The sequence below is a fragment of the Methanofastidiosum sp. genome (genome assembly GCA_013178285.1).
Taxonomy (GTDB): domain Archaea; phylum Methanobacteriota_B; class Thermococci; order Methanofastidiosales; family Methanofastidiosaceae; genus Methanofastidiosum.
In genome coordinates, this window is the sequence record JABLXD010000021.1 from 1 (window position 1) to 24,213 (window position 24,213).

23 protein-coding genes, 2 tRNA genes and 1 pseudogene are annotated in these 24,213 nt (G+C 35.5%); 16 read left to right on the forward strand and 10 right to left on the reverse strand.

From position 1 onward, the window contains the following. Positions 1-411: 411 nt before the first annotated feature. Complete coding sequence (locus HPY60_07380) at positions 412-876, forward strand: hypothetical protein (protein NPV51000.1); 465 nt, start codon at positions 412-414, stop codon at positions 874-876. A 2-nt stretch (positions 877-878) separates the two neighbouring features. On the opposite strand, the gene HPY60_07385 is transcribed toward HPY60_07380, so the two are convergent. Beyond that, on the reverse strand, positions 879-1,877 hold the full coding sequence (locus tag HPY60_07385) for a phosphate uptake regulator PhoU (protein ID NPV51001.1): 999 nt from the start codon (positions 1,875-1,877) through the stop codon (positions 879-881). 160 nt (positions 1,878-2,037) lie between these two features. Here HPY60_07385 and HPY60_07390 point away from each other — a divergent pair, with 160 nt between their 5' ends. From HPY60_07390 to HPY60_07415, 6 genes are all read left to right on the forward strand, one after another. Next, the gene (locus HPY60_07390; protein NPV51002.1) at positions 2,038-3,066 is read left to right on the forward strand and encodes a PstS family phosphate ABC transporter substrate-binding protein; all 1,029 of its coding nucleotides are present in this window, start codon (positions 2,038-2,040) and stop codon (positions 3,064-3,066) included. Between the two features lie 11 nt (positions 3,067-3,077). Further along, entirely contained in the window at positions 3,078-4,970 is a 1,893-nt protein-coding gene (pstA, locus tag HPY60_07395) for a phosphate ABC transporter permease PstA (GenBank protein ID NPV51003.1), read from the forward strand. 29 nt (positions 4,971-4,999) lie between these two features. After that, positions 5,000-5,776: a phosphate ABC transporter ATP-binding protein gene (locus HPY60_07400; protein ID NPV51004.1), complete on the forward strand. Its 777-nt coding sequence runs from the start codon at positions 5,000-5,002 to the stop codon at positions 5,774-5,776. A gap of 9 nt (positions 5,777-5,785) precedes the next feature. Next, entirely contained in the window at positions 5,786-6,436 is a 651-nt protein-coding gene (phoU, locus tag HPY60_07405) for a phosphate signaling complex protein PhoU (GenBank protein ID NPV51005.1), read from the forward strand. Positions 6,437-6,483: 47 nt separating this feature from the next. Then, positions 6,484-6,561: transfer RNA gene (locus HPY60_07410), tRNA-Pro, on the forward strand. A 155-nt stretch (positions 6,562-6,716) separates the two neighbouring features. After that, positions 6,717-8,051, forward strand: a complete 1,335-nt coding sequence (locus HPY60_07415) for a citrate/2-methylcitrate synthase (protein NPV51006.1) — start codon at positions 6,717-6,719, stop codon at positions 8,049-8,051. A 20-nt stretch (positions 8,052-8,071) separates the two neighbouring features. Here HPY60_07415 and HPY60_07420 read toward each other — a convergent pair whose 3' ends face one another. Both HPY60_07420 and HPY60_07425 read right to left on the reverse strand, forming a co-directional pair. Continuing rightward, positions 8,072-9,487 carry an aldehyde dehydrogenase family protein gene (locus HPY60_07420; GenBank protein NPV51007.1) on the reverse strand — a complete coding sequence of 472 codons (1,416 nt, stop codon included), beginning with the start codon at positions 9,485-9,487 and terminating at the stop codon, positions 8,072-8,074. Between the two features lie 304 nt (positions 9,488-9,791). Continuing rightward, positions 9,792-10,835, reverse strand: coding sequence for a DUF362 domain-containing protein (locus HPY60_07425; protein NPV51008.1), 1,044 nt, complete (start codon positions 10,833-10,835; stop codon positions 9,792-9,794). An 84-nt stretch (positions 10,836-10,919) separates the two neighbouring features. On the opposite strand from HPY60_07425, the gene HPY60_07430 reads away from it, so the two are divergent. Beyond that, positions 10,920-11,627, forward strand: coding sequence for a helix-turn-helix domain-containing protein (locus HPY60_07430; protein ID NPV51009.1), 708 nt, complete (start codon positions 10,920-10,922; stop codon positions 11,625-11,627). A 1-nt stretch (position 11,628) separates the two neighbouring features. Here HPY60_07430 and prf1 read toward each other — a convergent pair whose 3' ends face one another. Then, positions 11,629-12,867 (reverse strand): peptide chain release factor 1, encoded by a 1,239-nt coding sequence (gene prf1 / locus HPY60_07435; GenBank protein ID NPV51010.1) that lies wholly within the window; start codon positions 12,865-12,867, stop codon positions 11,629-11,631. A gap of 60 nt (positions 12,868-12,927) precedes the next feature. Here prf1 and HPY60_07440 point away from each other — a divergent pair, with 60 nt between their 5' ends. Next, positions 12,928-13,698 carry a TPD domain-containing protein gene (locus HPY60_07440; GenBank protein NPV51011.1) on the forward strand — a complete coding sequence of 257 codons (771 nt, stop codon included), beginning with the start codon at positions 12,928-12,930 and terminating at the stop codon, positions 13,696-13,698. Here the strand turns inward: HPY60_07440 and sppA are convergent. Together sppA and HPY60_07450 are read right to left on the reverse strand one after the other, a co-directional pair. Continuing rightward, the gene (gene sppA, locus HPY60_07445; GenBank protein ID NPV51012.1) at positions 13,676-14,674 is read right to left on the reverse strand and encodes a signal peptide peptidase SppA; all 999 of its coding nucleotides are present in this window, start codon (positions 14,672-14,674) and stop codon (positions 13,676-13,678) included. The genes HPY60_07440 and sppA overlap by 23 nt on opposite strands. Positions 14,675-15,630: 956 nt before the next feature. Continuing rightward, a pseudogene (locus HPY60_07450) lies at positions 15,631-15,948 on the reverse strand (FKBP-type peptidyl-prolyl cis-trans isomerase). 70 nt (positions 15,949-16,018) lie between these two features. Between HPY60_07450 and HPY60_07455 the strand changes: the two are divergent. Further along, the gene (locus HPY60_07455; GenBank protein NPV51013.1) at positions 16,019-17,275 is read left to right on the forward strand and encodes an adenosylhomocysteinase; all 1,257 of its coding nucleotides are present in this window, start codon (positions 16,019-16,021) and stop codon (positions 17,273-17,275) included. Between the two features lie 74 nt (positions 17,276-17,349). Next, entirely contained in the window at positions 17,350-18,870 is a 1,521-nt protein-coding gene (locus tag HPY60_07460) for an AMP phosphorylase (protein NPV51014.1), read from the forward strand. Positions 18,871-18,896: 26 nt separating this feature from the next. On the opposite strand, the gene HPY60_07465 is transcribed toward HPY60_07460, so the two are convergent. Further along, entirely contained in the window at positions 18,897-19,238 is a 342-nt protein-coding gene (locus HPY60_07465) for a ribonuclease P (protein ID NPV51015.1), read from the reverse strand. A 253-nt stretch (positions 19,239-19,491) separates the two neighbouring features. On the opposite strand from HPY60_07465, the gene HPY60_07470 reads away from it, so the two are divergent. From HPY60_07470 to HPY60_07490, 5 genes are all read left to right on the forward strand, one after another. Next, positions 19,492-20,325: a CBS domain-containing protein gene (locus HPY60_07470; GenBank protein NPV51016.1), complete on the forward strand. Its 834-nt coding sequence runs from the start codon at positions 19,492-19,494 to the stop codon at positions 20,323-20,325. Positions 20,326-20,335: 10 nt separating this feature from the next. Then, the gene (gene ftsY / locus HPY60_07475; protein NPV51017.1) at positions 20,336-21,235 is read left to right on the forward strand and encodes a signal recognition particle-docking protein FtsY; all 900 of its coding nucleotides are present in this window, start codon (positions 20,336-20,338) and stop codon (positions 21,233-21,235) included. 35 nt (positions 21,236-21,270) lie between these two features. Further along, positions 21,271-21,344 (forward strand) — tRNA-His (locus HPY60_07480). A gap of 81 nt (positions 21,345-21,425) precedes the next feature. Then, positions 21,426-21,662 carry a hypothetical protein gene (locus HPY60_07485; GenBank protein ID NPV51018.1) on the forward strand — a complete coding sequence of 79 codons (237 nt, stop codon included), beginning with the start codon at positions 21,426-21,428 and terminating at the stop codon, positions 21,660-21,662. 118 nt (positions 21,663-21,780) lie between these two features. Further along, complete coding sequence (locus tag HPY60_07490) at positions 21,781-22,293, forward strand: Lrp/AsnC family transcriptional regulator (protein ID NPV51019.1); 513 nt, start codon at positions 21,781-21,783, stop codon at positions 22,291-22,293. A 22-nt stretch (positions 22,294-22,315) separates the two neighbouring features. Here HPY60_07490 and HPY60_07495 read toward each other — a convergent pair whose 3' ends face one another. The 3 genes from HPY60_07495 to HPY60_07505 are packed head-to-tail and all read right to left on the reverse strand — an operon-like array spanning position 22,316 to position 24,181. Beyond that, on the reverse strand, positions 22,316-22,813 hold the full coding sequence (locus HPY60_07495; protein ID NPV51020.1) for a rubrerythrin family protein: 498 nt from the start codon (positions 22,811-22,813) through the stop codon (positions 22,316-22,318). Between the two features lie 18 nt (positions 22,814-22,831). Beyond that, positions 22,832-24,013: an FprA family A-type flavoprotein gene (locus HPY60_07500; GenBank protein ID NPV51021.1), complete on the reverse strand. Its 1,182-nt coding sequence runs from the start codon at positions 24,011-24,013 to the stop codon at positions 22,832-22,834. Between the two features lie 3 nt (positions 24,014-24,016). Next, on the reverse strand, positions 24,017-24,181 hold the full coding sequence (locus HPY60_07505; GenBank protein ID NPV51022.1) for a rubredoxin: 165 nt from the start codon (positions 24,179-24,181) through the stop codon (positions 24,017-24,019). Positions 24,182-24,213 lie beyond the last annotated feature (32 nt).

The window sequence follows — 24,213 nt, forward strand, 5'->3', positions numbered from 1 at the left end:
ATAAAAGCCCCCCTTTTCATATAGAGAATATATTCTTAAAATAGTTTTCGGTTAGTATAATGTTATTCTAAGAATTCTTACATTATTGATTTAAACATAAGTTTTATCAAAAAAGATTATAATTTATTTTAATCTTCGTCGTAGTCTTCTTCAGGAATGAAGATAGGCTGCTCATCATCTCTGTCTTCGACAGGAAAGTTAATCTGTGGCTCAATTATTTATATCTCCTCCATTTTAAAAAATGAATGGCCTTACTTTTCGCTCGTCCAGAAAATAAGTATTATCGGGGCTATATAAGACTTACCTCTAACTAATCAATTACTATTCCCTTTCTGATTTTTACTTTAAAGGCATTTTCATTTGATTTTTTTATGTCACAAGGTTTATATAAAGGGAAAACAAGCTTTTTTCATGAAAACACTTGTTGTTTATTATTCTAGGTCCGGCAACACGAAAAAGATAGCAGAAGATATTTCTGATAAGATTAAGTGTGAAGTTGAAGAAATAGTAGATACTAAGAATAGAAAGGGCATAATAGGTTGGCTAATTTCCGGCAGAGACGCCCATTCTAGAAAACTCACTTCAATAAAAGAAATAAACACAGACCCGGCTAAATACGATCTAGTTGCCATTGGAACTCCAATATGGGCAGGGCTTATGGCGCCAGCAGTTAGAACATATATTAATGAGAATAAAGGCAAGTTCAAGAATGTAGCTTTCTTTTGCACTTGTGGCAGTTCAGGAGATATTAAAACATTTGAAGACATGGAAGACTATATTGGGATTACCCCAGCATCGAAGCTGACGATCACAGGTAAAGACCTTAAGTCAAACTACGAAGATAAATTAAAAAATTTTATTAAAGGAATAAAATAAATTTAATTCTTTAATATCAAATAATTAATTGTAAGTTCTGAGATATCTCCAGAGTATTCGCCTGTTCTTCTAATGCTCTCAACTATATAAACTACCGGAACTGCTTCAATCCCAAGATTTAAGGCTTTATTGTTAATTTCTTCGCATTTCTCCACTAGTTTTTCAACAGCATCAATATTCTCATTTGCTTTTTTGATATTCTTTTTGAAATGAGAATCTAAGCTCTTGGAGAAGATCTCTAATGCCAAAATACTTGCTGATTCTATATCTTTGATTAAATCTGGATTTAGCTTATCTATAACTTTTATCACATTTTCGCCAAGTATAGATGCGTGGTCCCCAATTCTCTCTAAAATCCTGCTGATTAAAAAGAAGTAACTTGCCTCTTCCTGGCTTAGGCCCATCTTTTTTGAAAGCATTATGTCTGTAAGAATCACATTATATTGGTGTGTTGCAAGCCAGTAAAGCCTATCCACTTCAAAATCCCTAGAAACAACATTTTCTGCTAGCTCTTTATTGTTAGTTTTTAGAGATTTAATTGCATCTCTATGCATGCTTTCAACAAGAGAGTACATCCTCTTGACAGTCTTTTCAAAAGGCATTTCCATTGGGCTTAATAGATCTTTTACAACGAAAAGATTTGATTCTTCATCAACAATCTCGGGGCCAATTGCTATCTGGGTGAACATCCTTATAGATTCTCTAATCTGTGGTGGCATTGCATCATTTGATCTAATCGCGATATCAGAATAACCCATAACATAAGCGCCTACAAGTAGCCTGAATAGGTATGTTTTGTCGGTATCAGAATCAACAATAAACTCTTTCTGTTTTCTTTTTTTCTCAATTACTTTATCAGGAGTTACAAGCAGTGTTCCATCCTTTTGGACCATAAGGCCGAGTGAATCATTCTTTTTTATGTTTAAAGATTTAATCCAATCCTTAGGTAAGGTTATGACATAAGAAGAACCACCGGTGATTTGAACTTTTCTTATTTCCATTTTATCGATTTATTGATAACTATTGATTATATAAATATTTCTGTATATATATTTCCAAATATATATAGATATTGAGAAAATATTTTGATAAGTATTCTTATATACTTTAAGTCGAGAACTGTTATAATACATTTGAATTTAATTAATTCGGTGATTAACCATGAATAAAAAAAGAATTGGAGTATTTGGTTTATTGATGGCCGTTATCGTTTTTGGTATGGTCTTTTCTGGCTGTACCCAAAATCCATCAACACAGTCATCAACAGTAAAACTTAACCAGACCGGATCAAGCACAGTTTTGCCTTTGGCAATAGCTTGGGCTGAACAATTTGAAGGTGCACAGATATCTGTATCTGGCGGAGGATCAAGTCACGGATTAAATTCTCTTCTTAAAGGAGAGGCAGATTTAGGAGATGCAAGCAGATTAATGAAAAGTTCTGACTATAAGAGCGTAGGTTGCGATGAAACTTTAGTTTCTTCAGATGGTACTGCAACAGCTGCTTGTAATGGAGTTCTCCCAACAAAATGGGTTGTAGCATATGACGTGTTAGCTGTAGTAGTTAACAAAGAGAACACATGGGCAAATGAACTTACATATGACCAGCTTTACAAGATATTCACAAGCGACAGCCCTGCAGTCTACTGGGATGAAGTTCCAGGATTAAAGGAAAAGGGAGCACCACACGAAAAAATAACAATATATGCACCGGATGAAGCCAGCGGAACATACGATTACTTCTTTGAGAGCATAATTAAAGACTGGGGAAAAGCAACTCAAGTTGCAAAGACAAGACTTGAAGCAGGCGATGGAGTATACAATCCAAGTGCAGATGACAATGTAATTTTAGACGCAATAAAAACAAACAAGTATTCAATAGGATACTTTGGATATGCATATATAATTGAAAATCCTGGGCAGTTACATGTTGTTAAAATAGCAAAAAAATCAGGAGATACATTTGTTGAAGCTTCAATTGAAAACGTAGCAAAATACCCAATGGCAAGACCTCTACATATATACACAAACGGTATTCCAAACACGACCTCTGAAAAGGGAAAAGCTATAAATGCATACCTAAAATACATCTTAAGTGAAGAAGGACAAAAAATAGTACCACAAGTTGGATATGTCAAAGTGTCCTTAGTTGACCCAACAATAATGCCAGCACAACTTTCAAAACTTAATTAAGAGTGGCCTACATGTTAGGTAAAGTCAATAGAGCATACTTCAATGGAAATAATCCATTTCACAAAAAAGTGGATCTAAAAGAATCTTTGATAGTCAAGCTGATGTTTATTGCAGCAAGCCTTGCAATAGTAGTAAGCCTCGCTATCTTGTATACCTTGGTGAATGGCTCTATTGACTTTTTTTTGAGTCCTAAAGTAAGTATTATTCAATTTTTTATTGGTACAAAATGGACGCCAAACGGGGCAGATCCAAGTTTTGGCATTTTACCTTTATTATCGGGTACAGTTTTAATTGCTGGAGGTTCAATTTTAATTGCAACGCCTCTCGGCGTAGGCGCTGCATTATATCTTACCCAATTTGCAAATAAAAAAGCAAGTTCTATAGCTAAGCCTATTATTGAGCTTTTAGCGGGTGTTCCCTCTATAGTTTATGGATTCTTTGCACTTATTGTAATAAGTCCCATCTTAAGAGAATATTTTGGGGCCAGTTATTTTAACGCTGCAAGTGCTATTATTGTAATGGCTGTAATGATTCTTCCCATAATTGTGAGTGTCTCTGACGACTCTTTGAGGGCCGTTCCAAGAGAATTAAAAGAAGCAAGCCTTGCAATGGGGGCAACAAAATGGGAAACAGCAATTAAAGTCGTAATGCCTGCAGCTTCAAGCGGTATTATTGCTTCAATACTACTAGGCTTGGCAAGGGCCCTCGGAGAAACTATGGTAGTGGCACTAGCCGCCGGTAATGTCGCAAGACTTACCTTAAATCCCTTAAGTCAAGTTCAAACCATGACCGCTTATATAGCACAAGTAGCAACTGGTGACATACCTCCTGGATTAGCTGTTAGTGCTGCATTTGCTGTTGGCCTTGTTTTATTTGCAATTACCTACATAATTAATTTTATTGCAGGGCGTGTTGTCTTAAGGATCCAGAATGCAGGAAAAATAACTTCAAATAAAAAAAATAAATTAATGGTACCAATAAAAAATAAAACAAAAGTCAAAATTACTACTACAAGAAACAATAATTTAGAAATTAAAAAAATTCAATCAGAAAATACTTTAGAATTTAGACATAAAATCGCCAAATTGGGCATCCTTTCTGTGGGGTCATGTTTAATCTTTGCAACAGTTTTCTTAGGAGTATTAATGGTTTCTATTTTAGAACAAGGATTGCCTAAACTTAGCCTAAGTTTTTTAACTTCATACCCCAGCGCTAATCCTTCTATAGCCGGAATATATCCCGTAATTTTAGGATCAATTTATCTTGTTGGGCTAGCTATGATTTTTTCTTTACCAGTAAGTGTTGGAGCTGCAGTATACTTGACTGAATTTGCAAAGGATAATGCATATACTCGTATCTTAAGAAGACTAATCCAAAATTTGGCAGGAGTGCCCTCAATAGTTTTTGGGCTTGTTGGGTTAACGGTATTTGTTCGTCTTTTTGGATTTGGGACTAGTGTTTTAGCCGGTAGTTTAACTTTATCCTTGATGATTATGCCAGTTATTATCGTTACTACTGAAGAAGCATTGAAAGCAATACCTCACTCTTTTAGAGAGGCTGCAAGAGGACTCGGAGCTACAAAATGGCAGACCGTTAGGCACCACGTAGTTCCTTATGCATTGCCAGGAACCTTAACTGGATCAATACTTGCCCTTTCTAGGGCGATAGGTGAAACAGCACCTATTCTGTTCATAGCTTCAGTTTTTGCTAAAGTTGCTCCAGGAAGCATATTTGATGGATTTTTAGCATTACCCGTCACAATATTCTTCTGGACTAGACACCCTAAAGTAGCATTTCAAAACCTTGCAGCAAGCACGATTATTGTATTGTTAGTGATTTTATTCGCAATGAATCTTATAGCAATAATAATACGTCAACGTTCACAAGCCAATAGAGATTGGTGATATTATATTAACTTCTATGGTGATAATGGATGGAAAATAAAGAAAAAAAGGAAGATGGATCATTAGTTATTTCCAATTTGGATGTTTATTATTCCGATAAACTTGCAGTCAACAAAGTTTCCTTAAACATACCAAAAAATAAAGTAACGGCCTTTATTGGACCAAGTGGCTGTGGCAAAAGCACATTACTTAGGGCCCTTAACCGTATGAATGAAGAAATTGTAGGCTGCAGAATGAATGGTAAAATAATTTGGAAAGGAATTAATATACTTGATCCTAAAGTTGACCCAGTTGCATTGAGGAGTAAGATTGGAATGGTTTTCCAGAAACCAAATCCATTCCCACGCTCAATATATGATAATATTGCATATGGGCCCAGAATACATGGCATTAAAAATAAGAATGACCTCGATGCCATCGTAGAAAAAAGTTTGAAGGATGCTGCTATATGGGAAGAAGTTTCTGATAGACTAGATGAGTCTGCAATGGGATTGTCAGGCGGTCAACAACAGAGACTTTGCATTGCTAGAGCTTTAGCCATTCAGCCAGACATTATTTTAATGGACGAGCCATGCTCTGCACTTGACCCAATAGCAACGACAAAGATAGAGGACTTAATAGATGAATTAAAGACGGATTATACCGTCGTGATTGTTACACATAACATGCAGCAAGCTGCAAGAATAAGTGATTATACGGGATTTATGTATCTAGGTGAACTTATAGAATTTGGAGATACTCAGCAGATATTTGAAAATCCTAGACATGAATTAACTGAAAAATATATAATGGGAAGATTTGGATAGGTTGGAAAAATGAGAGAAAAATTTGTTGAAGAATTAAGGCAACTTAAATCAGATGTAGTTGAAATGTCAACTCTCTCTAAAGAGATGTTAAAAGAGTCCCTTGACGCCCTTAAACATTCAGATATTACTATTGCAGAAAAAGTAATTGGTCAAAGAAGAGATATTAGAGAATTTGATTATAAAATTGAAGATGATGCACAAAGATTAATAGTTTTGTATCAACCAGTCGCCAGAGATTTGAGGGCTATAATCGCTACTTTGAAAATGAACACTTATCTAACAAGGATTGGGATATACTCTAAGGATATATCAAAGGATATAAGAGAGATATCCTTTAACAAAGAGTTCCCTAGACTAAAAAGCGTGATCGTCATGGGGGACATTGTTTTGGGCATGTTGGACGATGCTATCAAAGCATATCAAAATGAGGATTTGACCATCATCGATGACATGTGGAAAAGAGACGACACAGTAGACGATCTTTTTCATACAATCTTACGTGAATGCATATCGTATATGATTGAAAATCCAAAAAGCATAAGTTACTACACACATTACATGCTCATAGCAAGATACCTTGAAAGATGCGGCGACCATGTTTGTAAGATTTCAGAAAAAATACACTATATGGTCAACGGTGAAAGAATCATAATCAAATAATTTTAAACGAAAATCTTATAAGTGATATATTTAAACATGGACTTATTGGGGTCGTGGGGTAGCTTGGCCTATCCTTCGAGCTTTGGGAGCTTGGGACCTGAGTTCAAATCTCAGCGACCCCACCATTTATTCTTCAATTTTATTTTGATATAACCAATAGTAAAAATTACTATACCTTCTATTTAATTTATATACCGAAACTCTTAAATATAAAACATTAGAAGAAAAATTTAATTATTATTAAGACATATGTCAAGATTTTTATTAAAAAGGTGTTTATATGTTTGATAAATTGGTAGAGTATGCTAGGGCCAATAATCAAATTGCTCCCGAACTTTATCCTAAATATGATGTCAAGAGGGGCTTAAGGAATGAAGACGGAAGCGGGGTATTAGTTGGACTTACTAAAATATCTGATGTAACAGGGTATGAGAAGAAAGATGGGGTTTTCACCCCATTAGATGGGAGGCTTGCATACAGAGGAATTAAAATTGAAGAGATAGTTGACGCTATATCAAAAGAGAATAGGCATGGATTTGAAGAAATTGTTTTCCTACTACTTTTTGGTAAGTTGCCCAAAAGAGAAGAACTTGAATACTTTAATGAACTAATGGTAAGTAACAGGGATCTTGCAGTTAATTTTACTAACGATGTAATATTACATTTTCCAAGTAATGATATAATGAACAAGCTTGCAAGGAGCGTTCTAGTTCTGTATGCCTTGGACAAGAAAGCTGATGACATAGCCATAGACAATGTACTAAGACAAAGTGTTGGACTAATAGCTAAGTTTCCATCAATTGTTGCATATGCTTATCATGCAAGAAGGCATTATTTCAAAGGAAAAGATCTCGTACTAAGAAATCAAAATCCTGAATACTCTGCGGCAGAAAATTTTCTTTACATGCTTAGAGAAGACGGGAATTTCACAAAACTTGAGGCCGATACTCTTGATATACTTTTAATCCTTCATGCCGAGCACGGTGGGGGTAACAACTCGTCTTTTACAGTTCATGTGGTAACTTCATCGGGAACTGATACATACTCTGCAATCTCCGCAGGGATTGGGTCTCTTAAGGGGCCATTACACGGCGGTGCAAATAAAAGCGTCATGGCCATGATGAAGGATATCAAGGATAATGTAAGAGATTGGGAAGACGAAGAAGAGGTAAAAGATTATTTGAAACTAATCCTTGAAAGAAAAGCTTTTGACGGGATGGGTGTCATCTATGGTCTTGGCCACGCAATTTATACCAAGTCTGATCCAAGAACAGTTATACTAAAGAAGAAGGCAAGAGAGCTTGCAAAGGATAAGAAAAGAATGGACGAATTCAAGCTATATGAGCTTATAGAGCAAGTAGGTCCTGAAGTATTCTATGATATAAAGAAATCTAACAAAGTAATAACTGCAAATGTTGACTTTTATTCAGGATTTGTATATCACTGTCTTGATATACCTAAAGAGCTTTATACGCCGCTTTTTGCTATGGGCAGGATTCCTGGATGGTGCGCACATAGAATTGAAGAGCTTATTTCTGGCAAGAAGATAATCAGGCCAGCATATGCTCATGTTGGGAATTTTATACCTTACACTGAAATAGATAAGAGGATTTAAAATCCTCATTTTTTAATCTTTTAAAGATGGAATCTTACACATTTTATTTCTGTCATCTCTTCAACTGCGTATTTTGGGCCTTCTCTTCCGTATCCGGAGCTCTTTAATCCCCCATAGGGCATCAAATCGATCCTAAATGTTGGAACATCGTTTATCATGACCCCACCTACGTCAAGATTATCAATTGCATAGTATGCATTTCTAACATTTTCAGTAAAAACGCCCGCCTGTAATCCATATATTGAATTATTCAATTTACTTACGGCATCTTTGAAATCATTAAATGGTATCAGTGCTAGAGTTGGGCCAAATGTTTCATCCTTTACTATCTTCATTTCTTCAGTAACATTTTCAACTACTGTTGGTTTAAATACAAAACCTTCTCTTTCTCCACCACAAAGAACTTTAGCACCTTGTGATTCTGCTTCTTCAATCCAAGACTTTACTCTTACTATCTCTCTCTCATCGATCATTGGCCCAATGTCTGTTCCACTTTCTAGTGGGTCTCCAATAACAAGACTATTTGCCGCACTTACTATTTTTTCTCTAAATTCTTTGTAGACACTTTCATGTACATAAGCCCTTTGACAATGGATGCAAACTTGTCCAGAGTAACCAAATGCGCCGACCTTTACAGCAGAAACAGCTTTGTCAATATCTGTATTCTCGTCAATAATAACTCCTGAGTTTGAACCTAATTCCATTGAAAGTTTCTTTAAGCCCGCATTAGAAGCAATTCTCTCCCCAATTAATTTACTTCCTGTAAACGAAATCTTTCTAATTAGGGGATTTTTTACAAGATAATTTTCTGCGTCTTCAGCAGAACAAATAACAATGTTAAGTGCCTCCTTAGGCAATCCAGCTTCTAAAAGAATCTCGCCTAAAATCAATGAGGTTAATGGTGTCTTAGAAGCAGGCTTATGAATTACGCTATTTCCTGCAGCTATTGCAGGGCCTATTTTATGGCATACTAGATTCAAAGGAAAGTTAAACGGTGTAATGGATAGTACAATACCGACAGGTACCCTAATGTAGAAACAATACTTATCAGAACTTGTTGGGGCTGCATCAAAAGGGATTACTTCTCCACCAAGTCTCTTTGCTTCTTCTGCAGACAGTACCATAGTTTCATGTGCCCTCGATACTTCACCCCTTGAAAAAGCAAGAGGCTTACCACTCTCTAATGCCATTGTTTTAGCTATCTCATCTTTTCTTTTCAACATTAACTCGGCAGTTTTTGAAAGTATTTCATACCTTCTATGGCGACTGAGACTTTTGATTACCTTACTTCCCTTAACTGCAGAGTCAACAGCTTCTTTTAGATGTTCAGAAGAGGCCTTTGACACACTGTCTATGACTTTACCATTATAGGGATTTATAACGTCTAGGTAATTACTTGTATCGATCCAATTTCCACCAATTAGAATCTTTTTCATAGGAATCAGAGTTTCTTTATTTTTCTATTTTAAAAGTTTATGGAGCATTTATACTGATAAGCATTAACAATTTTCACTATTTGTAATCATTGTTAACCGATAGCTTTATATATAACTTAATACTATTAATCACTAGTGGTAGTTGTTGAAGCAACTATCATGTATCATCAATGCATAAACTAGTCTCTTGCAATGGAAAAGCGCGATTCCACTAGGCAAGAGCAAAAGGAGCTCCAAAGAACCCCCTCAATTAATCCTGAAAATGGCCCAAAGGAGGGGGTTCCCAATATTTCTGATTTAACTTTTATAATACGATTTTATCATATTCCAGTTTCCCTATTCCAATTTTTTCCCCTTCTATCGCTTGGATTTCTGGATCTGGTCTTCCATCAAACATAAAAGTATTTTTATTAGCATCATCAAGAAAAGCTTTATCGATAGCCACTATGTCTTCTGAAAGATATATGCCGGTATTTTCTCTAATTACTTTTCCTGGAAAAGGCATGCAGTCACAATACTCGACAATATTTGCCCCCCAATTTATGGAAACAATATTCTCTTTTCCTATGACTTTAAAAAGCCCTTCAACAGCCATTGGGAGTATTTTTTCAAGTTTTTCTAATTCTGATAATTTAATTGCACCTGTTTTACATACGTCCATACATCCGGGACAATGCATGCAATCCTCCCTTTTTTCTAGAGAAAGTACTCTTTTACCATTTTTTATTATTGGTATATCTCTGTCACATACATCTTTACAAGCATCACACCCATCACAAAGATCTTCATCATAGCAGAAATTAACAAACTTATGCATAGCAAGTTTTGATTTTTTTGTAACACATCCCATTGCAACATTTTTTATCGAACCACCAAATGCTGTTAGTGCATGACCTTTGCAATGACTGAATACTATCATCTTGTCAACTTCTTTGAATAGATTGGGTATTAATACTTCGTTTAAGGGAGGTCTCACCTTCACAGAAAAACCTTCATCATTACCCAATCCATCTGCAACAATAAAAGGAGCCCCAATGTTTGCAAGAGAGAATCCATGATAAAATGCATTTTTTATCATCCCTACCGCAGAAAATCTATTGCCACAATAGTATGTGGTCGTGTCCGTAAGAAACGGCTCACATCCTTTTTCAACTAGAGCCGATACTAGCTCCTTAATGTATAGGGGGTGCACATGTGCAGGATTTTTATATTCTCCAACGTGAAGTTTAATCGCAACTCTGTCTTCTTTATTGATATTATCGAGAATACCACTCTTTATAATCATTTTCCTGAATTTACCAACCATATCTGAGTCTTCTCTCCAAGGAACAAAATAAACTTTTGACATAAATCTAGTGAGTTACATCTCTTTTTATTTTTTTCTCCGCTTTTCAACGAAAATTTTATATATTTATATTCGTTATTTAACTATATGTTTGAAGATGCAAAAGAACAACTTGCTAAGATGATAGCAGGGGAAGTTGTTTTATCAGATGACCCTGGCCAAACTTTAAGGAAATGGCGTGAGATTTTTGGCATATCTCAAACGGATTTGGCCCATCATCTATCTATATCCCCTTCTGTTGTAAGTGATTATGAAGGAGGTAGGAGAAAATCTCCCGGCTCGTCAACAATTAGGAAAGTTGTTGAAAGCTTGATAGAAATCGATATTAGCAGAGGCGGAAAGATAATCCATTCATTCAGCCACAGATTTGCTAAGGAGGTAATTAGTGATGTCGTACTCGATCTTAAAGAGTTCCCAGTCCCAATACCCCCTAAGAAATTAATCGACGCTGTTCGTGGAGAGATACTAGTAAACGAGGAGTATCTTAGTAAAGAGATTCATGGTTATACAGTCATTGACAGTATAAAAGCGATTCTTAATTTGAATTCAGAAGAATTTTTGAAGCTTTATGGGCTTTCTTCAGAAAGAGCTTTGATATTCACAAAAGTATCTACTGGAAGATCCCCAATGATTGCAATTAAAGTACAGGGCATTATCCCTTCAATGGTCGTTTTACACGGAGCAAAGAAGATAGATGAAATTGCAGTACAGTTAGCCGAAATACAGAAGATACCGCTTATTTTATCTCCGATGGAAACTCTAGACGATCTACTAAATGGGCTTAGATTACTATAATCTAAAGCCTGTATCTAATAATTGCAGCAATGCCGCCGAACGCTTTTAACAGCTGACTTCCTTCTTCAGTTTCTGTAGAGATTACCTCTACCTTGGTGCTGCCTTCCTGAGCTAGGTCGGCTAACTCTTCAAGTAGGTCAACCTTTTCTTCAATACTTAAACTTAGATTACCACATTTTTCACATTGCATGCCAGATATCTGTTGTTCTAGTTGGAATAAATCTTCATCTGTAGCAGTCTTTTCAGTTAAATTGCCACAAGAACTACATTTAATTTTAGCTCTATTTTTGTTTAAACCTTCTGAAAGAAGTAATAAATCTACAGCGCCAGCTTCTAAGTATTTTCTGACTTCCTTCTCCCCATAAGCTGCTAGACTGTCATCTTTAATCAATTCTTTTAAAAATTTTGTAACAATGTCCTTTTCTTTTGTTATATCTAGATTTTCCAGTATCCCTGCGCTTTTATCTACAAGTTCATTTAGTCCAAAAAGTTCTGTGTATGATGTATCTGCAACCCCTAGTATTTTTTTTCTAAGTTCATGGTGTAGATATTCTCCTTCTTCAAATTCATATTTTGTATACCCCCCTCCACCTATTAGAATTCCTTCTAAATTTGGCTGAGCAAGGAAGATTTCATTAGAGGTTTCACCAACTGTATCTTTGAAATCGTCAGCTGCAATTTCTCTTAATCTAGCAAATCTTACTGAAGACTGCCCACCAGCTCTAAATTTCCCAGGAACTCTGGATGTTAGATGTTTGAGTAATTCTACCTTTTTCCCTCTTAGAAGGCCTATACTCGCTTCCCCTCTTTCAACAATGATTAATCCAAAGACTCTTTTGTCTTCAATCATTTCAAGTAAAGGGTCAAGAACGAACTGCTGATCACATCTATAGATTCTTACTGATATGGGCTCTGGGGGATTTAATGTAAAGAGTTCTATTTTTGGATTACCTTCATCTTCAGAGATATTACCGGAAAAGATGATAAGTCCGTTTGGTGGAGTTTGTTTATACAATCTTAAATGTTGCATTACCCTTTCTAATGCAGAGAGGACATTTTTTCTAGTTGATTTTGATTTTATATTTGTAGCAGTGCCCTGCTCGTCCTTAATCTGTGCAGCTACTTTTGATATTTCGTATCCTGCAGGGATATAAACAGAAACGAGCTCTGTGTGCCTTCCTCGAATCTTTGAAAGGAATTTAAGTTGCTTCTTGAATTCATAGAACTCTTTATTATCCATAATCAAGAAAAGATAGAAAATATTTAAAAGTGTTCCTACATCTACCATTAAAGTGGTCCAATGAGAAAGCAAGTCTTCATGGAAATTTACAAGTCAATAAATACAAGGGATGATGTACCAGATCTATCCCAAAAATACAGGATAGAAGAAGACGTTTTGCTATCCATACTATCTCAAAAAACTGTTAGAAATGTCAAAAAGGATTATTACCCTATAATGAATAGGATTAGGGAGATTGTCAGGTTATGGGATAAAGGTTTATCTTATTTCGATATTGCTGCAAAACTGTCTTTTTCTCCGATACTAATTGCAACAATGATCCTAAAAGAAAAAGGCTACAATAAGAAAGATATCAAAAATATTCTCAATAATCCCGACTCAATAGATGATGAGCGAATTAAAAACGAGATAAAGAAAGCTATTGAAGTCGATATAGCATATTCTCCCGAATCCTCAAAAATCCAAAGAGAGAATGGTAAAAAAGGAGAAGAGATGCTTAAAGTCTATCTTGACAATAAAGAAATTCTATTTTTAAGGGAAGATGATCTAAGAAAACTTGGTTCAGGTAAGACCCCTGATTTTCTATTGAAAAAAGCCATTAAGATACGGGGAAGGAAAGTATTTTGGTTTGAAAGTAAGGCCAGTTTTTGTGACTATATAGAATTTAAACAGGATTATAACAAACAACTAAAACACTATGTTTCGCTTTTTGGGCCGGGTATAGTGGTATACTGGAAAGGGTATATTGACGATATTATTACAGATAAAAGAGTTCTAGTTGTAGACAAAAACTTTTTTGAAAAAAGTTTTACTTCTTTTGAATACTTATAGAAGGTTCGTACTGATACCTCATATACTGGTAACTCATATCTGAACTACTCCCGTCATCTGCAATTTGGAAATAAGATACTTTTGGATTCTTTAATCCAGCAGTTATTTTCAACTCTTCAATTGCTGTATCAAGAGTACCTACTCTGTCAGCAAGTTTATAAGAAACTGCTTGAGTTCCGCTCCATACATTCCCGTCTGAATATTTTAGAACATCTTCTATTGAGAGATTTCTCCCTTTTGAAACAACATACACGAATCTATCGAAATCTTCGTTTATCATTTGTTGTATATTTTCTCTGTCATCTTCAGTCAAAGGCCTCCAAGAAGCACCAAGGTCTTTATCTTCTCCAGTTTTTATTACTTCTATTTTTATTCCAAACATCTTCATGTATTCTGTCAAGTCTTCATGAACATATATTACCCCAATACTTCCTAGGATAGCATCGGGCTTTACTACAATCTTATCCCCAGCAACAGCTAAATAATATCCGCCTGAAGCAGCAACTCCTCCAACATAAGCAACTACAGGTTTTCTCATATTGAGTCTTTGAACTTCATCATAAATTTCAGTTACTGCTGATACGCCTCCACCAGGACTATCAATCCATAAAACAACTCCGCCAACTTCATTATCGTCAGCGAGTTTTCTTAACTCTACTGTGATTGGCAAAACGTCTTCTTGGTCCAATACCCCAAATATTCTAACTACAGCTATATTTCCATTAACAGGAATTCTTTCATTTCTTATTCTGTCTATTTCATCCCTAAGTCTTTGTATTTCCTGATTTTCTAAAGATTCTTGGGACTCGTATGCGGAAAGCTTAGATCTTAAGATATCTACTTCTCCGCTAGTAGTTACTCCGCCTTTTTCAGAAGATATCCCAATATCCTCTAGATTAACATTGCAGCCGATTGTAGCTGTAACAAGAACAAAAATAGCAAATATTAAAAAAATAAATTTTTTATTAGATTTCATTTTAGATTTTCACCTTAAAATGATCACTCTTTTTTCTTCTTTGTAGTTGTCTTTTTCTTAGCTTTTGGTTTCTTTGGTTTAGCCTTTGTTTCTTTTTTAGTATCAAGGTCTTTTTGGACTTCCTCAACTGTTGATGCAAGTTCTTTTAGTTCTCCATTCATTTCTTCTTTTGCTGCTTTAGTTTTCTTTGCTGCTGGCTTTTCTTTTTTCTTCTCTTTTTCTTCTTTTGAATAGAATTTGGTCATGAACACATAAGCTGCTGCAAATACCACAACCAAAAGACTTCCAAATATGAAAAGCCTGTATTTTTCAAAGAATCCAGATTCCTGTCCTTTTTCAATTATTACAGGGGTCACTGTGAAGTAGAGGGTTTCTCCTGCAAGCGGGTGATTGAAATCAACAACAAAATCATTTGCCGTTACTTCAACTACTTTTCCTATTTGATTTTGATATACTATGTCGTCTCCAACTTTTGGATTTACTCTTATTAGATATTTGTCCCCGGATTCAACAACATTTGCTACTCCAAATATTGTTTCGATTTGTTTTTGTGGCATAGCCTCTACTTTCATTGTTGTGTCAGTGACTTCAAGCACTACCAAATTTCCAATTTCAGTTGGCAAAAGGTCCCCAACTTTAGGATCGTATCTTAGCACGATGGTAGAATCTTTAATTTCTGTAACTGTAAGTGTTGTAACTTCGTTAGTAAAGGATTTTCCCACTTCTGGCTTGTGTTCTATAACAACGTCAGTTGCAGTAACTTGTACAACTTGCCCTGGCCAATCTGCTAAGTCAACAACCATGCCTACAGTGGGCTGTTTGGCATATCTGCTAACAAATGAACTTACAGTAGCCTGAAAAGTTCTTGGTATTTCCTCAAATCTTGTTATTTCCTGTATTTTTGGAACTTCTTCTAAGATTTTAGTTTGAGTAAACTTTAAGTTAGGATCTTCTGGACCATAACCTTGCTCAGGAGGTATTGTAATCGTCTTTGTTTCGCCTTCTTTCATTCCTAAAAGTCCATTTTCAAACCCTGGAATAGTTGAACCGTCTCCTATTTTCAATGTCAATGGCTCATAGATTCTACTTTCATTGTATATCCCAGCATTTTTTGCTTCTTCTAAAATGGATGTATCAAAAACTGTCCCATCCTGAAGTTTTCCAATATAATCAACTTTTACCGTATCTCCTTTCTCTATTTTTTTCTCAATAGCGCACCCTGCAGAAAGGAGTAACAATGCCGTTATAAAGACTGTAAAAATGTACTTTCTCATTAACTCACGTATACCAATGCGAATACAATCATTTATAAGCCTTTCTTTGAAACTTTTTTTAGGTGAATAGATGCTATACGATATAAAAGACATGTCTCTTTCCGAGAAAGGAAAGTTAAGAATAGAGTGGGCACAGAGAGAAATGCCCGTATTAGCACTTATTAAAGACGAATTTAAAAGAAATAATACCCTGAAAGGGTATAAAATCGGATGTTGTCTTCATGTTACAACTGAAACAGCAAATTTAATGATAACTTTAAAAGAAGGTGGGGCTGAAGTTTTTCTTTGTGCTTCAAATCCCTTAAGTACCCAAGATGATGTTGCTGCGTCTCTAGTTAAGGACTATGGAATTTCTGTTTTTGCAATAAGGGGCGAAGATAGAGATACTTATTATGATCATTTAAACAAAGTTTTAGATGCAAAACCTAACATCACAATGGATGACGGCGGAGACCTAGTTTCTACCATCATGAAGGATAGGGGGGATGTTCTTCCTGGCATAATTGGGGGTACTGAAGAAACAACTACTGGTGTTATTCGATTTAAGAGCATGGAAAAAGAAGGCGTCCTGAAATATCCAATTATAGCTGTAAACGATGCAATGACAAAACATTTTTTTGATAACAGATATGGTACGGGTCAGAGCACACTTGATGGAATTATTAGGGCTACAAACGTTTTATTATCTGGGAAAAACTTTGTAGTTTCTGGATATGGCTGGTGTGGCAAAGGAGTAGCAATGAGGGCTAGAGGAATGGGTGCAAAAGTCATTGTAACTGAAACTGATTCTATAAAGGCAATAGAAGCAACTATGGACGGATTCCCTGTGATGAAAATGGAAGAAGCATCTAAGATTGGGGATATATTTGTTACTGTAACAGGAAACCTCCATGTCCTAAGGGAAGAGCATTTTAAGAATATGAAAGACGGAGCAATTGTTGCAAATTCAGGCCATTTTAACGTTGAGATTGATATTCAAGCACTTGAAAAACTATCTTCCTCTAAAAGAACAGTAAGAGACTCTGTTGAAGAATATTATTTAAAGCAAGGCAAAAAAATATACCTTTTGGGCGAAGGTAGACTAATAAATCTTGCCGCTGCAGAGGGGCATCCAGCATCAGTTATGGACATGAGTTTTGCAAATCAGGCCTTATCAGCGGAATATCTTACTAAAGATGGGAAAAAGCTTGAGAACAAAGTATATTCAGTACCCCTTAATATTGACAGAAGGATAGCTGATTTGAAGCTCAAATCAATGGGTATTTCTATTGACTCCCTTACAAAGGAACAGGAAGACTATCTTTGTTCATGGAAGTTAGGAACTTAAATTTTATTTTTCATTTATAATATTGGGAGTAATTATAAATACTCTTAATTATTCTTATTTTGAGGAGAATTGCCATGTTATTAAAGACTAAACTTCTTGATATTGAAGCTACAGATTATCCGCTTGTTTTAATGCATAAAGACGATGCAAAATTCCTTGGAGTTAGAAAATTAGGTAGGGTTAATGTTAAGTTGGGAGAAGAGGAATTCGTTGCAGTTGTAGATTTAACAGAAAAAGTCGTTTCCAAGGGGGAGATAGGACTTTATGAATATTTATGTAAGAAAATAGATTTATCCTGCAGTATCAATGCCGAAGTAACTTTGGCTCCACCTCCCGATTCTGTTCATTTCATTAAGAAAAAATTAGATGGCAACAGTTTAGCTAGAGAGGAAATACATGACATAATTCAAGATACAGTTGAAAACAGATTAAGTGATGTAGAACTCTCTGCCTTTGTTTCAGCAATATATACAAGAGGACTTTCCAATGAAGAAGTAATCAATCTAATTAATAGTATGGTAAATACTGGCCAGACTCTAAATATTAAAAGAAAACCTATTTATGATAAACACTGTATAGGTGGAGTCCCAGGAAATAGAACTACTATGGTTATAGTTCCTATTCTGGGAGCTGCCGGATTAACAATACCTAAAACATCCTCAAGGGCCATCTCAAGTGCAGCAGGAACAACTGATACAATGGAGTTACTTTGTGATGTGAGTTTTCACAAAGAAGAAATAGAAAGAATTGTCGATAAAATAGGCTGCTGCATAGTATGGGGTGGAGGTGTTGACCTAGCAATAGCCGATGACAAATTAATCAAAATAAGAAATCCTCTAGGATTAGATCCACAATCATTGCTTCTCGCTAGTATTCTAGCAAAGAAAAAGGCTTCTGGCTCTGAGAAGGTAATAATAGATATACCTGTTGGTAAAAATGCAAAAATAAAAGATGAAAATCTTGCAAAGAAACTTGCAAGAGATTTTATTACACTCGGTGAGAGGCTAGAAATGGAAATAAAGTGCATGATTACTTATGGGGGGAAACCTATCGGCCGAGGGATTGGGCCATCACTTGAAGCCATTGATGTTTTAAATGTCTTAGGCGGCAAAGGCCCACAAGATTTAAGAGATAAGTCTTGTGAGATGGCCGGACTTCTTTTTGAGATGGGAGGCAAAGCACAAAGAGGCAGAGGAATAGAGATTGCTGAAAAAATGATAGACAGCGGTAAGGCATTATCTAAATTTAGAGAGATTATAGAAGAGCAGGGAGGCAATCCTAAAATTAGACCAGAAGATATCCCAGTCGGGTCATACAAGCATACAGTGAAATCAGAACTAGAAGGAAGAATAGACTTCATGGATACAAGAATGATTAATATGATGGCAAGGGCATGCGGAGCGCCAGATGACAAAGGCGCAGGAATTCTTTTCCATGTCGAAAAAGGTGAAAAGATATCCAAAGGACAGGATTTGTTTACTCTTTATTCCGATAAAGAAAAGAAGATTGATAATGCACTCCAGGTACTTGATGGAACCCCAATAGGCGTTGAAAAAGTAATATATGATATAGTAGAAGGAGAACTCTCGCTTTGATCTTCTTAATATACTTTTGAATTATTCTAACTTTCCTTTTTTGCATTATTTTGAATTTTCTTTTCTTTAGTATAAGGTATCCTTTTAATATGGCCACAATTCAAACAAGTATATGTCACTTTTCCCTTACCTGTTCTAATCCTTACAGTTTTATTTGGGATAAACACGGTAAAGCATTTTTTACAAAACTTTCTTTTGGATCTGGAAGGAATCCTGATTTTATGGCGCCTAGATATTGCTACAGCAGTCCTAATAGAATTTTTTGATAGTATTTGATCATTTTTATGTAACTCTGAGAACTTTAGAAGTTCTTTAATTCTTTCAGAGGCCACCTTTTTCCTTACTGCCTTTCTTTCTTTCCATCCCATTAATTTTAATTACAATATTAGCTTAATAAATTCTTAGGTATATAATAATGATTTACCTTCAAGTTTTTGTAATTTTATAGATAATGTCAGGATATTCAAAACAAAACTTAATTATTTTTCAAAAGTACAACCTGCATTACTCAATTTGTTCTCTTTTGGAATTCACTGCCCCACTTATAAAAGATATAAAAAGCTTTATATATCTTATTTTATCTTAAAGCACGTTCTGCCCACTAAATTGTTTCGTGATATTATGATAAAAGTTGAAGAAGTAATGATTAAGGACGTAATTTCAGTTACTATACCTGCTACAGTAAACGAGGCACTTGAAAAGATGCAAAAATACAAGAAGCCAGATTTACCAGTTATAAACAAGGAAAAGGAACTTGTTGGAATAATTTCTTTAGAAGATATAATAAAAAATCCTAATGAAGATCAAATCGCTTTAGTAATGAGTAGAGATTTCAAATCGGTTAAAGAAGGTGACCCAATAAAAAAAGTCGCCAAAATCCTCTTAGACAATAATTTAACAAGAGTTCCAGTTATTTCTGACGGGAAACTTATGGGTGTCGTTGCCGTTCGTGATATAGTGATGAACGGTGTATCAAAACTTGATATAAACGAACCATGCCAAAAGTTCATGAAAGAAGAGGTGCCATGCATTTGGCAAGATACGCCTTTGAGATCTGCACTCATGGTCATGGTTTACAGTAAATCTAATTTCTTCATGGTATTAGGAAACGATGGCGGAATTGTAGGAATCGTCGATACCCAAGATATAATGTCTTCTGGGGAATTCTTAGACGAACTTAAGACAACTGAGCTCAACATTTCTGGAGAGGGTGATGATTGGGCATGGGAGCCTAAGAATGCTTTACACATTGTTTCAAGGAAACTCACGCTCCCTATGAAACCTATTAAAGATGTAATGTCGACTGAACTTGTAACAGTTACAAGAAAAACTCCTGTTTCTAGATGTTCAAAAGAAATGAAGAAGAACAACATCGAACAGATACCAGTCATTAATGCCGAAGGGGGGCTAATAGGGATTGTTAGAGACGTTGACATAATAAAGTCCCTTTTATGAGTTGGTAAAGTTGTTTGACTCCCTAAAAAATAAATTTTCTGGCCTTGTTGATGGCGTTAGTTCTAAGAAGGTAACTGAAAAAGATCTAGATAAAATATTAGAAGATTTTGAACTTTCCCTCCTTGAGAGTGACGTTTCTCTTAAAGTTTCTGAGAAGATTGTAGAAGAATTAAAAAAGAAACTCAGTGGGGAAAAGATTGGGCTTACATCAAATAAAAAAGATTATGTAAAAACGGCAGTTGAAGAAACACTTACTGAAATCCTTGAATACAAAAAATTCGACATCTTTAAAGAAATAGATAAAAGAAGAAAAGCAGGGGAAATATTTTCAATTGCATTTGTTGGATTCATTGGAACGGGCAAAACTACAACTATAGCCAAATTTGGAAAATTACTACTTGACAAAGGATACAAAGTTGTTATAGCGGCATCTGATACCTTTAGGGCAGGTTCAATTGAGCAGCTTACACTTCATGCCGAGAATATAGGAATAAAAGTAATAAAACATAATTATGGTGCAGACCCTGCAGCAGTTGCATTTGATGCAATAAATCATGCAAAGGCTAGAGGAATAGACGTTGTTTTAATAGATACTGCTGGGCGTTCAGAGATTAATAGAAATTTGATGGACGAAATGAAAAAATTAGTCAGAGTATCAAATCCCGATATGAAGATATTTGTCGGAGATTCCCTAGCTGGAAACGCCGTAGCTGAGCAAGCTGAAAAGTTTTCAGATATTGGACTTGACGGCTCAATATTGACCAAAGTCGATGCAGATTCCAGGGGAGGAGCCGCTCTTTCAATAAGTTATATCACTGAGAAACCTATTCTATTTATTGGAACAGGTCAGGGATACGATGAACTTGAACCTTTTGATCCAAAGTGGTTAGTTGAGAGGATACTCCCATAACATTTATAAACATCCCAACTTTAGGTTCTCTGATGGCCGGGGTGGGGTAGCATGGTTATCCTATGGGACTGTGGATCCCATGACTCGGGTTCAAATCTCGGCCCCGGCCCCTACATTAACAACTTTTAATAATTAATTTTATATGTTAGTTTAGGTTTTTTATTAAGTATAATCTAAAAAGCTGGACAAAATGACAAAACAAAAGAAAATTGGCATTGGAACTAGGCTTACAATGAACTCAATGCATAACCTCTCTAAGTTCTACTCCAAGACTAAATCCCGTAAACTAAGAGTTGCCACCCATTACGCCATACTCGGGATATTCTTTGTTTCTATCCTTTGGAAGCATAAACCAAGCAGTATTTGGCAAAAACCTTCTGAACTTAAATTCTTAGTATCTGAGGTATTAAGCTGGGTGCACAAATAACTTCTCTGGCAAAAATCAAGCTATTTTTCTTACAGATAAACCTCTTTTAAATAAATTTTATCCGAAAAATATTTAAATTTATAATTATTATTTAATACAAAGGGTATTTAGGGATAAAATGGCTTCAGAACCCCCAATTAAATTGGACAATTTAGATAAGGATATACTGACAGAACTTCAAAAAGATGCAACTATTTCCTATAAAGATCTTTCAAAGAAAATAGGTGCTGCAGAATCGACAGTCTATGATAGAACAAGAAGATTGAGGCAGCTTGGTATTATTAAGGGAATAGTCCCATTACTTGACGCAAAAAAATGCGGTAAACTTACCACTGCCTGGATAAGGGTTTCAATTGACAACATACAGGATATTGGAAGAATCTCTAAGGAATTGTCCATGATTGATGAGCTACTTGAAGTCCACGAAATATCTGGGGAATGGGACATTCTTGTTAAAACAAAAGTAACTGATAACGAAGAATTAAGAAATCTCGAAGTAGAAAAAATAGGGCCTATTAAAGGCATTAAAGGTCTCTATTCGTTAATTGCAGTAAGAACTGAAAAAGAAGATATAAGAATTAAGTTGGAATCTCTTGAAGAGCAAATGGCCATAAACGCATTTGATCGATAGTTTAAATTAAAAATAAAGTAGATTATTCTAGTTTGTTAAATGCTTTTTTCATCGCTCCGCAAACAGGACATTTATCTGGGGCTTCATCAGCAACTGTATATCCACAGACACTACAAACATAGTAGTCCTTTACTGGGAAATGATCCAAGTTATCAAGAGCTTTCTTGTAAAGATTTGCGTGTATCTTTTCTACCTCATTGGCGAAAACAAAAGATTTTTCGGCTATTTTTTCTCCTTCTTCTTTTGCCTCATCGATCATCTTAGGGTACATGCTTACAAATTCATGGGTTTCCCCTGAAATTGCCTCAGCTAAATTATCTTTAGTTGTTTTGATACCCTCTAGAGCTCTAAGGTGTGCGTGCGCATGCACAGTTTCTGCCGCTGCCGCTGCTCTAAATAACTTTGCAACTCCTGGATAACCTTCTTGGTCAGCTTTATTTGCAAATGCAAGATATTTTCTATTTGCCTGAGACTCCCCCGCAAATGCTTCCATTAAATTTTTCTTAGTTTTTTCTTTCATAATCTAACCCCACTATTTTCATAATCCTAATCCTTTATGTTTTTTATATATCTCCTCTGCAAGTACATCGAGAGATTTGAAATCTGCCTCTTTAGGATAACCTTTGATATAAACTGGCTCAATTAATTCAACTTTAATATTTGTAATTAAATTTTTTAGATCTTCTACTGTTTTTCCTCCCCATCCATATGATCCGATAATTGAAACAAACTTAGTTTTTGGCCTTACTGCGTTGACAACATATGTTGCGTAATATGCAAGAGGGTGTGGTCCAACTAACATTGTAGGTGCCCCAACTACGATAGTCGCAGCATCAACTAGTGACATTAATAGTTCTCCCGCATCAGCAATTTCAAGATTGAATAACTTTACCTCTATTCCTTTATTACTCAATGCGTGAGAAAGGTGATCTACCATTGCTTTTGTACTTCCGTGCATCGAAACATATGGGATTACAACTTGATTTTTAACAGAATCTCCAGACCAATCCTTGTAAGCTTCAATAATAAATGAAGGTTTATTGTATAGGGGTCCATGACTTGGGGCAATTATATCGATATCCAATCTGTCTATTCTTTCAAGATGTTTTTTTATCATGGTCCTGAAAGGCATCATTATTTCTGCATAGTATCTTTTTGCCGAAAGATAGACTTCTCTTTCATCTGAAACAAATAGTTCACTTGTAGCGTAGTGAGATCCCAAGAAATCACAGGAGAAAAGAATTTTATCTTCCTTTAGATAAGAGAACATAGTATCTGGCCAGTGCACCCAAGGCGCAATCATAAACTGAACTGTCTTATTACCAAGAGAAATTTCATCATTGTCAGTAATAACAATGAATTTTTCCTCAGGAATCAATAAAAAAGATTCAATTAATTCCTTACACTTAGCATTTGTGACTATCTTCGCATCTGGGTATTTTTCTATAATTTTTGGTAGAGATCCAGAATGGTCCTGTTCTGCATGATTTGATACAATATAGTCTATCTTTTTTACTCCTGCCATCTCAATTGCATCTAGTAGATTATTTTCTTTGCCAAAGTCTGAAGTATCAATCAACATGGTCTTTTCACTACCTTTTACCAGATATGAGTTATAGGTAGTTCCATGGGGTGTTGGGATAAGTGAATCAAAGAGTCTCCTGTCCCAATCAATGAATCCTGTCCAGTATATGTCTTTTTTAATTTCCCTTGGGATCATTTCTTAATCCTCCTGTTTTTCAAACTGGTCTTTGCTTGCGCCGCATACAGGGCATGTCCAATCGTTTGGTAGTTTTTCAAAAGGTGTACCTGGGGGTATATCTCCGTCAGGATCTCCTTCTGCAGGATTGTAGACGTATCCACAAACTGAGCAAACATATTTGTTCATTTCTTCTCCTCCTTTAATTTTATCAAAAGTAA

What these genes read in the sequence shown, in the direction of transcription:
- HPY60_07380 (NPV51000.1), top strand. Translation starts at nt 412, where the DNA reads ATGAAAACACTTGTTGTTTATTATTCTAGGTCCGGCAACACGAAAAAG.
- HPY60_07385 (NPV51001.1), bottom strand. Translation starts at nt 1,877, where the DNA reads ATGGAAATAAGAAAAGTTCAAATCACCGGTGGTTCTTCTTATGTCATA.
- HPY60_07390 (NPV51002.1), top strand. Translation starts at nt 2,038, where the DNA reads ATGAATAAAAAAAGAATTGGAGTATTTGGTTTATTGATGGCCGTTATC.
- pstA (NPV51003.1), top strand. Translation starts at nt 3,078, where the DNA reads ATGTTAGGTAAAGTCAATAGAGCATACTTCAATGGAAATAATCCATTT.
- HPY60_07400 (NPV51004.1), top strand. Translation starts at nt 5,000, where the DNA reads ATGGAAAATAAAGAAAAAAAGGAAGATGGATCATTAGTTATTTCCAAT.
- phoU (NPV51005.1), top strand. Translation starts at nt 5,786, where the DNA reads ATGAGAGAAAAATTTGTTGAAGAATTAAGGCAACTTAAATCAGATGTA.
- HPY60_07415 (NPV51006.1), top strand. Translation starts at nt 6,717, where the DNA reads ATGTTTGATAAATTGGTAGAGTATGCTAGGGCCAATAATCAAATTGCT.
- HPY60_07420 (NPV51007.1), bottom strand. Translation starts at nt 9,487, where the DNA reads ATGAAAAAGATTCTAATTGGTGGAAATTGGATCGATACAAGTAATTAC.
- HPY60_07425 (NPV51008.1), bottom strand. Translation starts at nt 10,835, where the DNA reads ATGTCAAAAGTTTATTTTGTTCCTTGGAGAGAAGACTCAGATATGGTT.
- HPY60_07430 (NPV51009.1), top strand. Translation starts at nt 10,920, where the DNA reads ATGTTTGAAGATGCAAAAGAACAACTTGCTAAGATGATAGCAGGGGAA.
- prf1 (NPV51010.1), bottom strand. Translation starts at nt 12,867, where the DNA reads ATGGATAATAAAGAGTTCTATGAATTCAAGAAGCAACTTAAATTCCTT.
- HPY60_07440 (NPV51011.1), top strand. Translation starts at nt 12,928, where the DNA reads ATGAGAAAGCAAGTCTTCATGGAAATTTACAAGTCAATAAATACAAGG.
- sppA (NPV51012.1), bottom strand. Translation starts at nt 14,674, where the DNA reads ATGAAATCTAATAAAAAATTTATTTTTTTAATATTTGCTATTTTTGTT.
- HPY60_07455 (NPV51013.1), top strand. Translation starts at nt 16,019, where the DNA reads ATGCTATACGATATAAAAGACATGTCTCTTTCCGAGAAAGGAAAGTTA.
- HPY60_07460 (NPV51014.1), top strand. Translation starts at nt 17,350, where the DNA reads ATGTTATTAAAGACTAAACTTCTTGATATTGAAGCTACAGATTATCCG.
- HPY60_07465 (NPV51015.1), bottom strand. Translation starts at nt 19,238, where the DNA reads ATGGGATGGAAAGAAAGAAAGGCAGTAAGGAAAAAGGTGGCCTCTGAA.
- HPY60_07470 (NPV51016.1), top strand. Translation starts at nt 19,492, where the DNA reads ATGATAAAAGTTGAAGAAGTAATGATTAAGGACGTAATTTCAGTTACT.
- HPY60_07485 (NPV51018.1), top strand. Translation starts at nt 21,426, where the DNA reads ATGACAAAACAAAAGAAAATTGGCATTGGAACTAGGCTTACAATGAAC.
- HPY60_07490 (NPV51019.1), top strand. Translation starts at nt 21,781, where the DNA reads ATGGCTTCAGAACCCCCAATTAAATTGGACAATTTAGATAAGGATATA.
- HPY60_07495 (NPV51020.1), bottom strand. Translation starts at nt 22,813, where the DNA reads ATGAAAGAAAAAACTAAGAAAAATTTAATGGAAGCATTTGCGGGGGAG.
- HPY60_07500 (NPV51021.1), bottom strand. Translation starts at nt 24,013, where the DNA reads ATGATCCCAAGGGAAATTAAAAAAGACATATACTGGACAGGATTCATT.
- HPY60_07505 (NPV51022.1), bottom strand. Translation starts at nt 24,181, where the DNA reads ATGAACAAATATGTTTGCTCAGTTTGTGGATACGTCTACAATCCTGCA.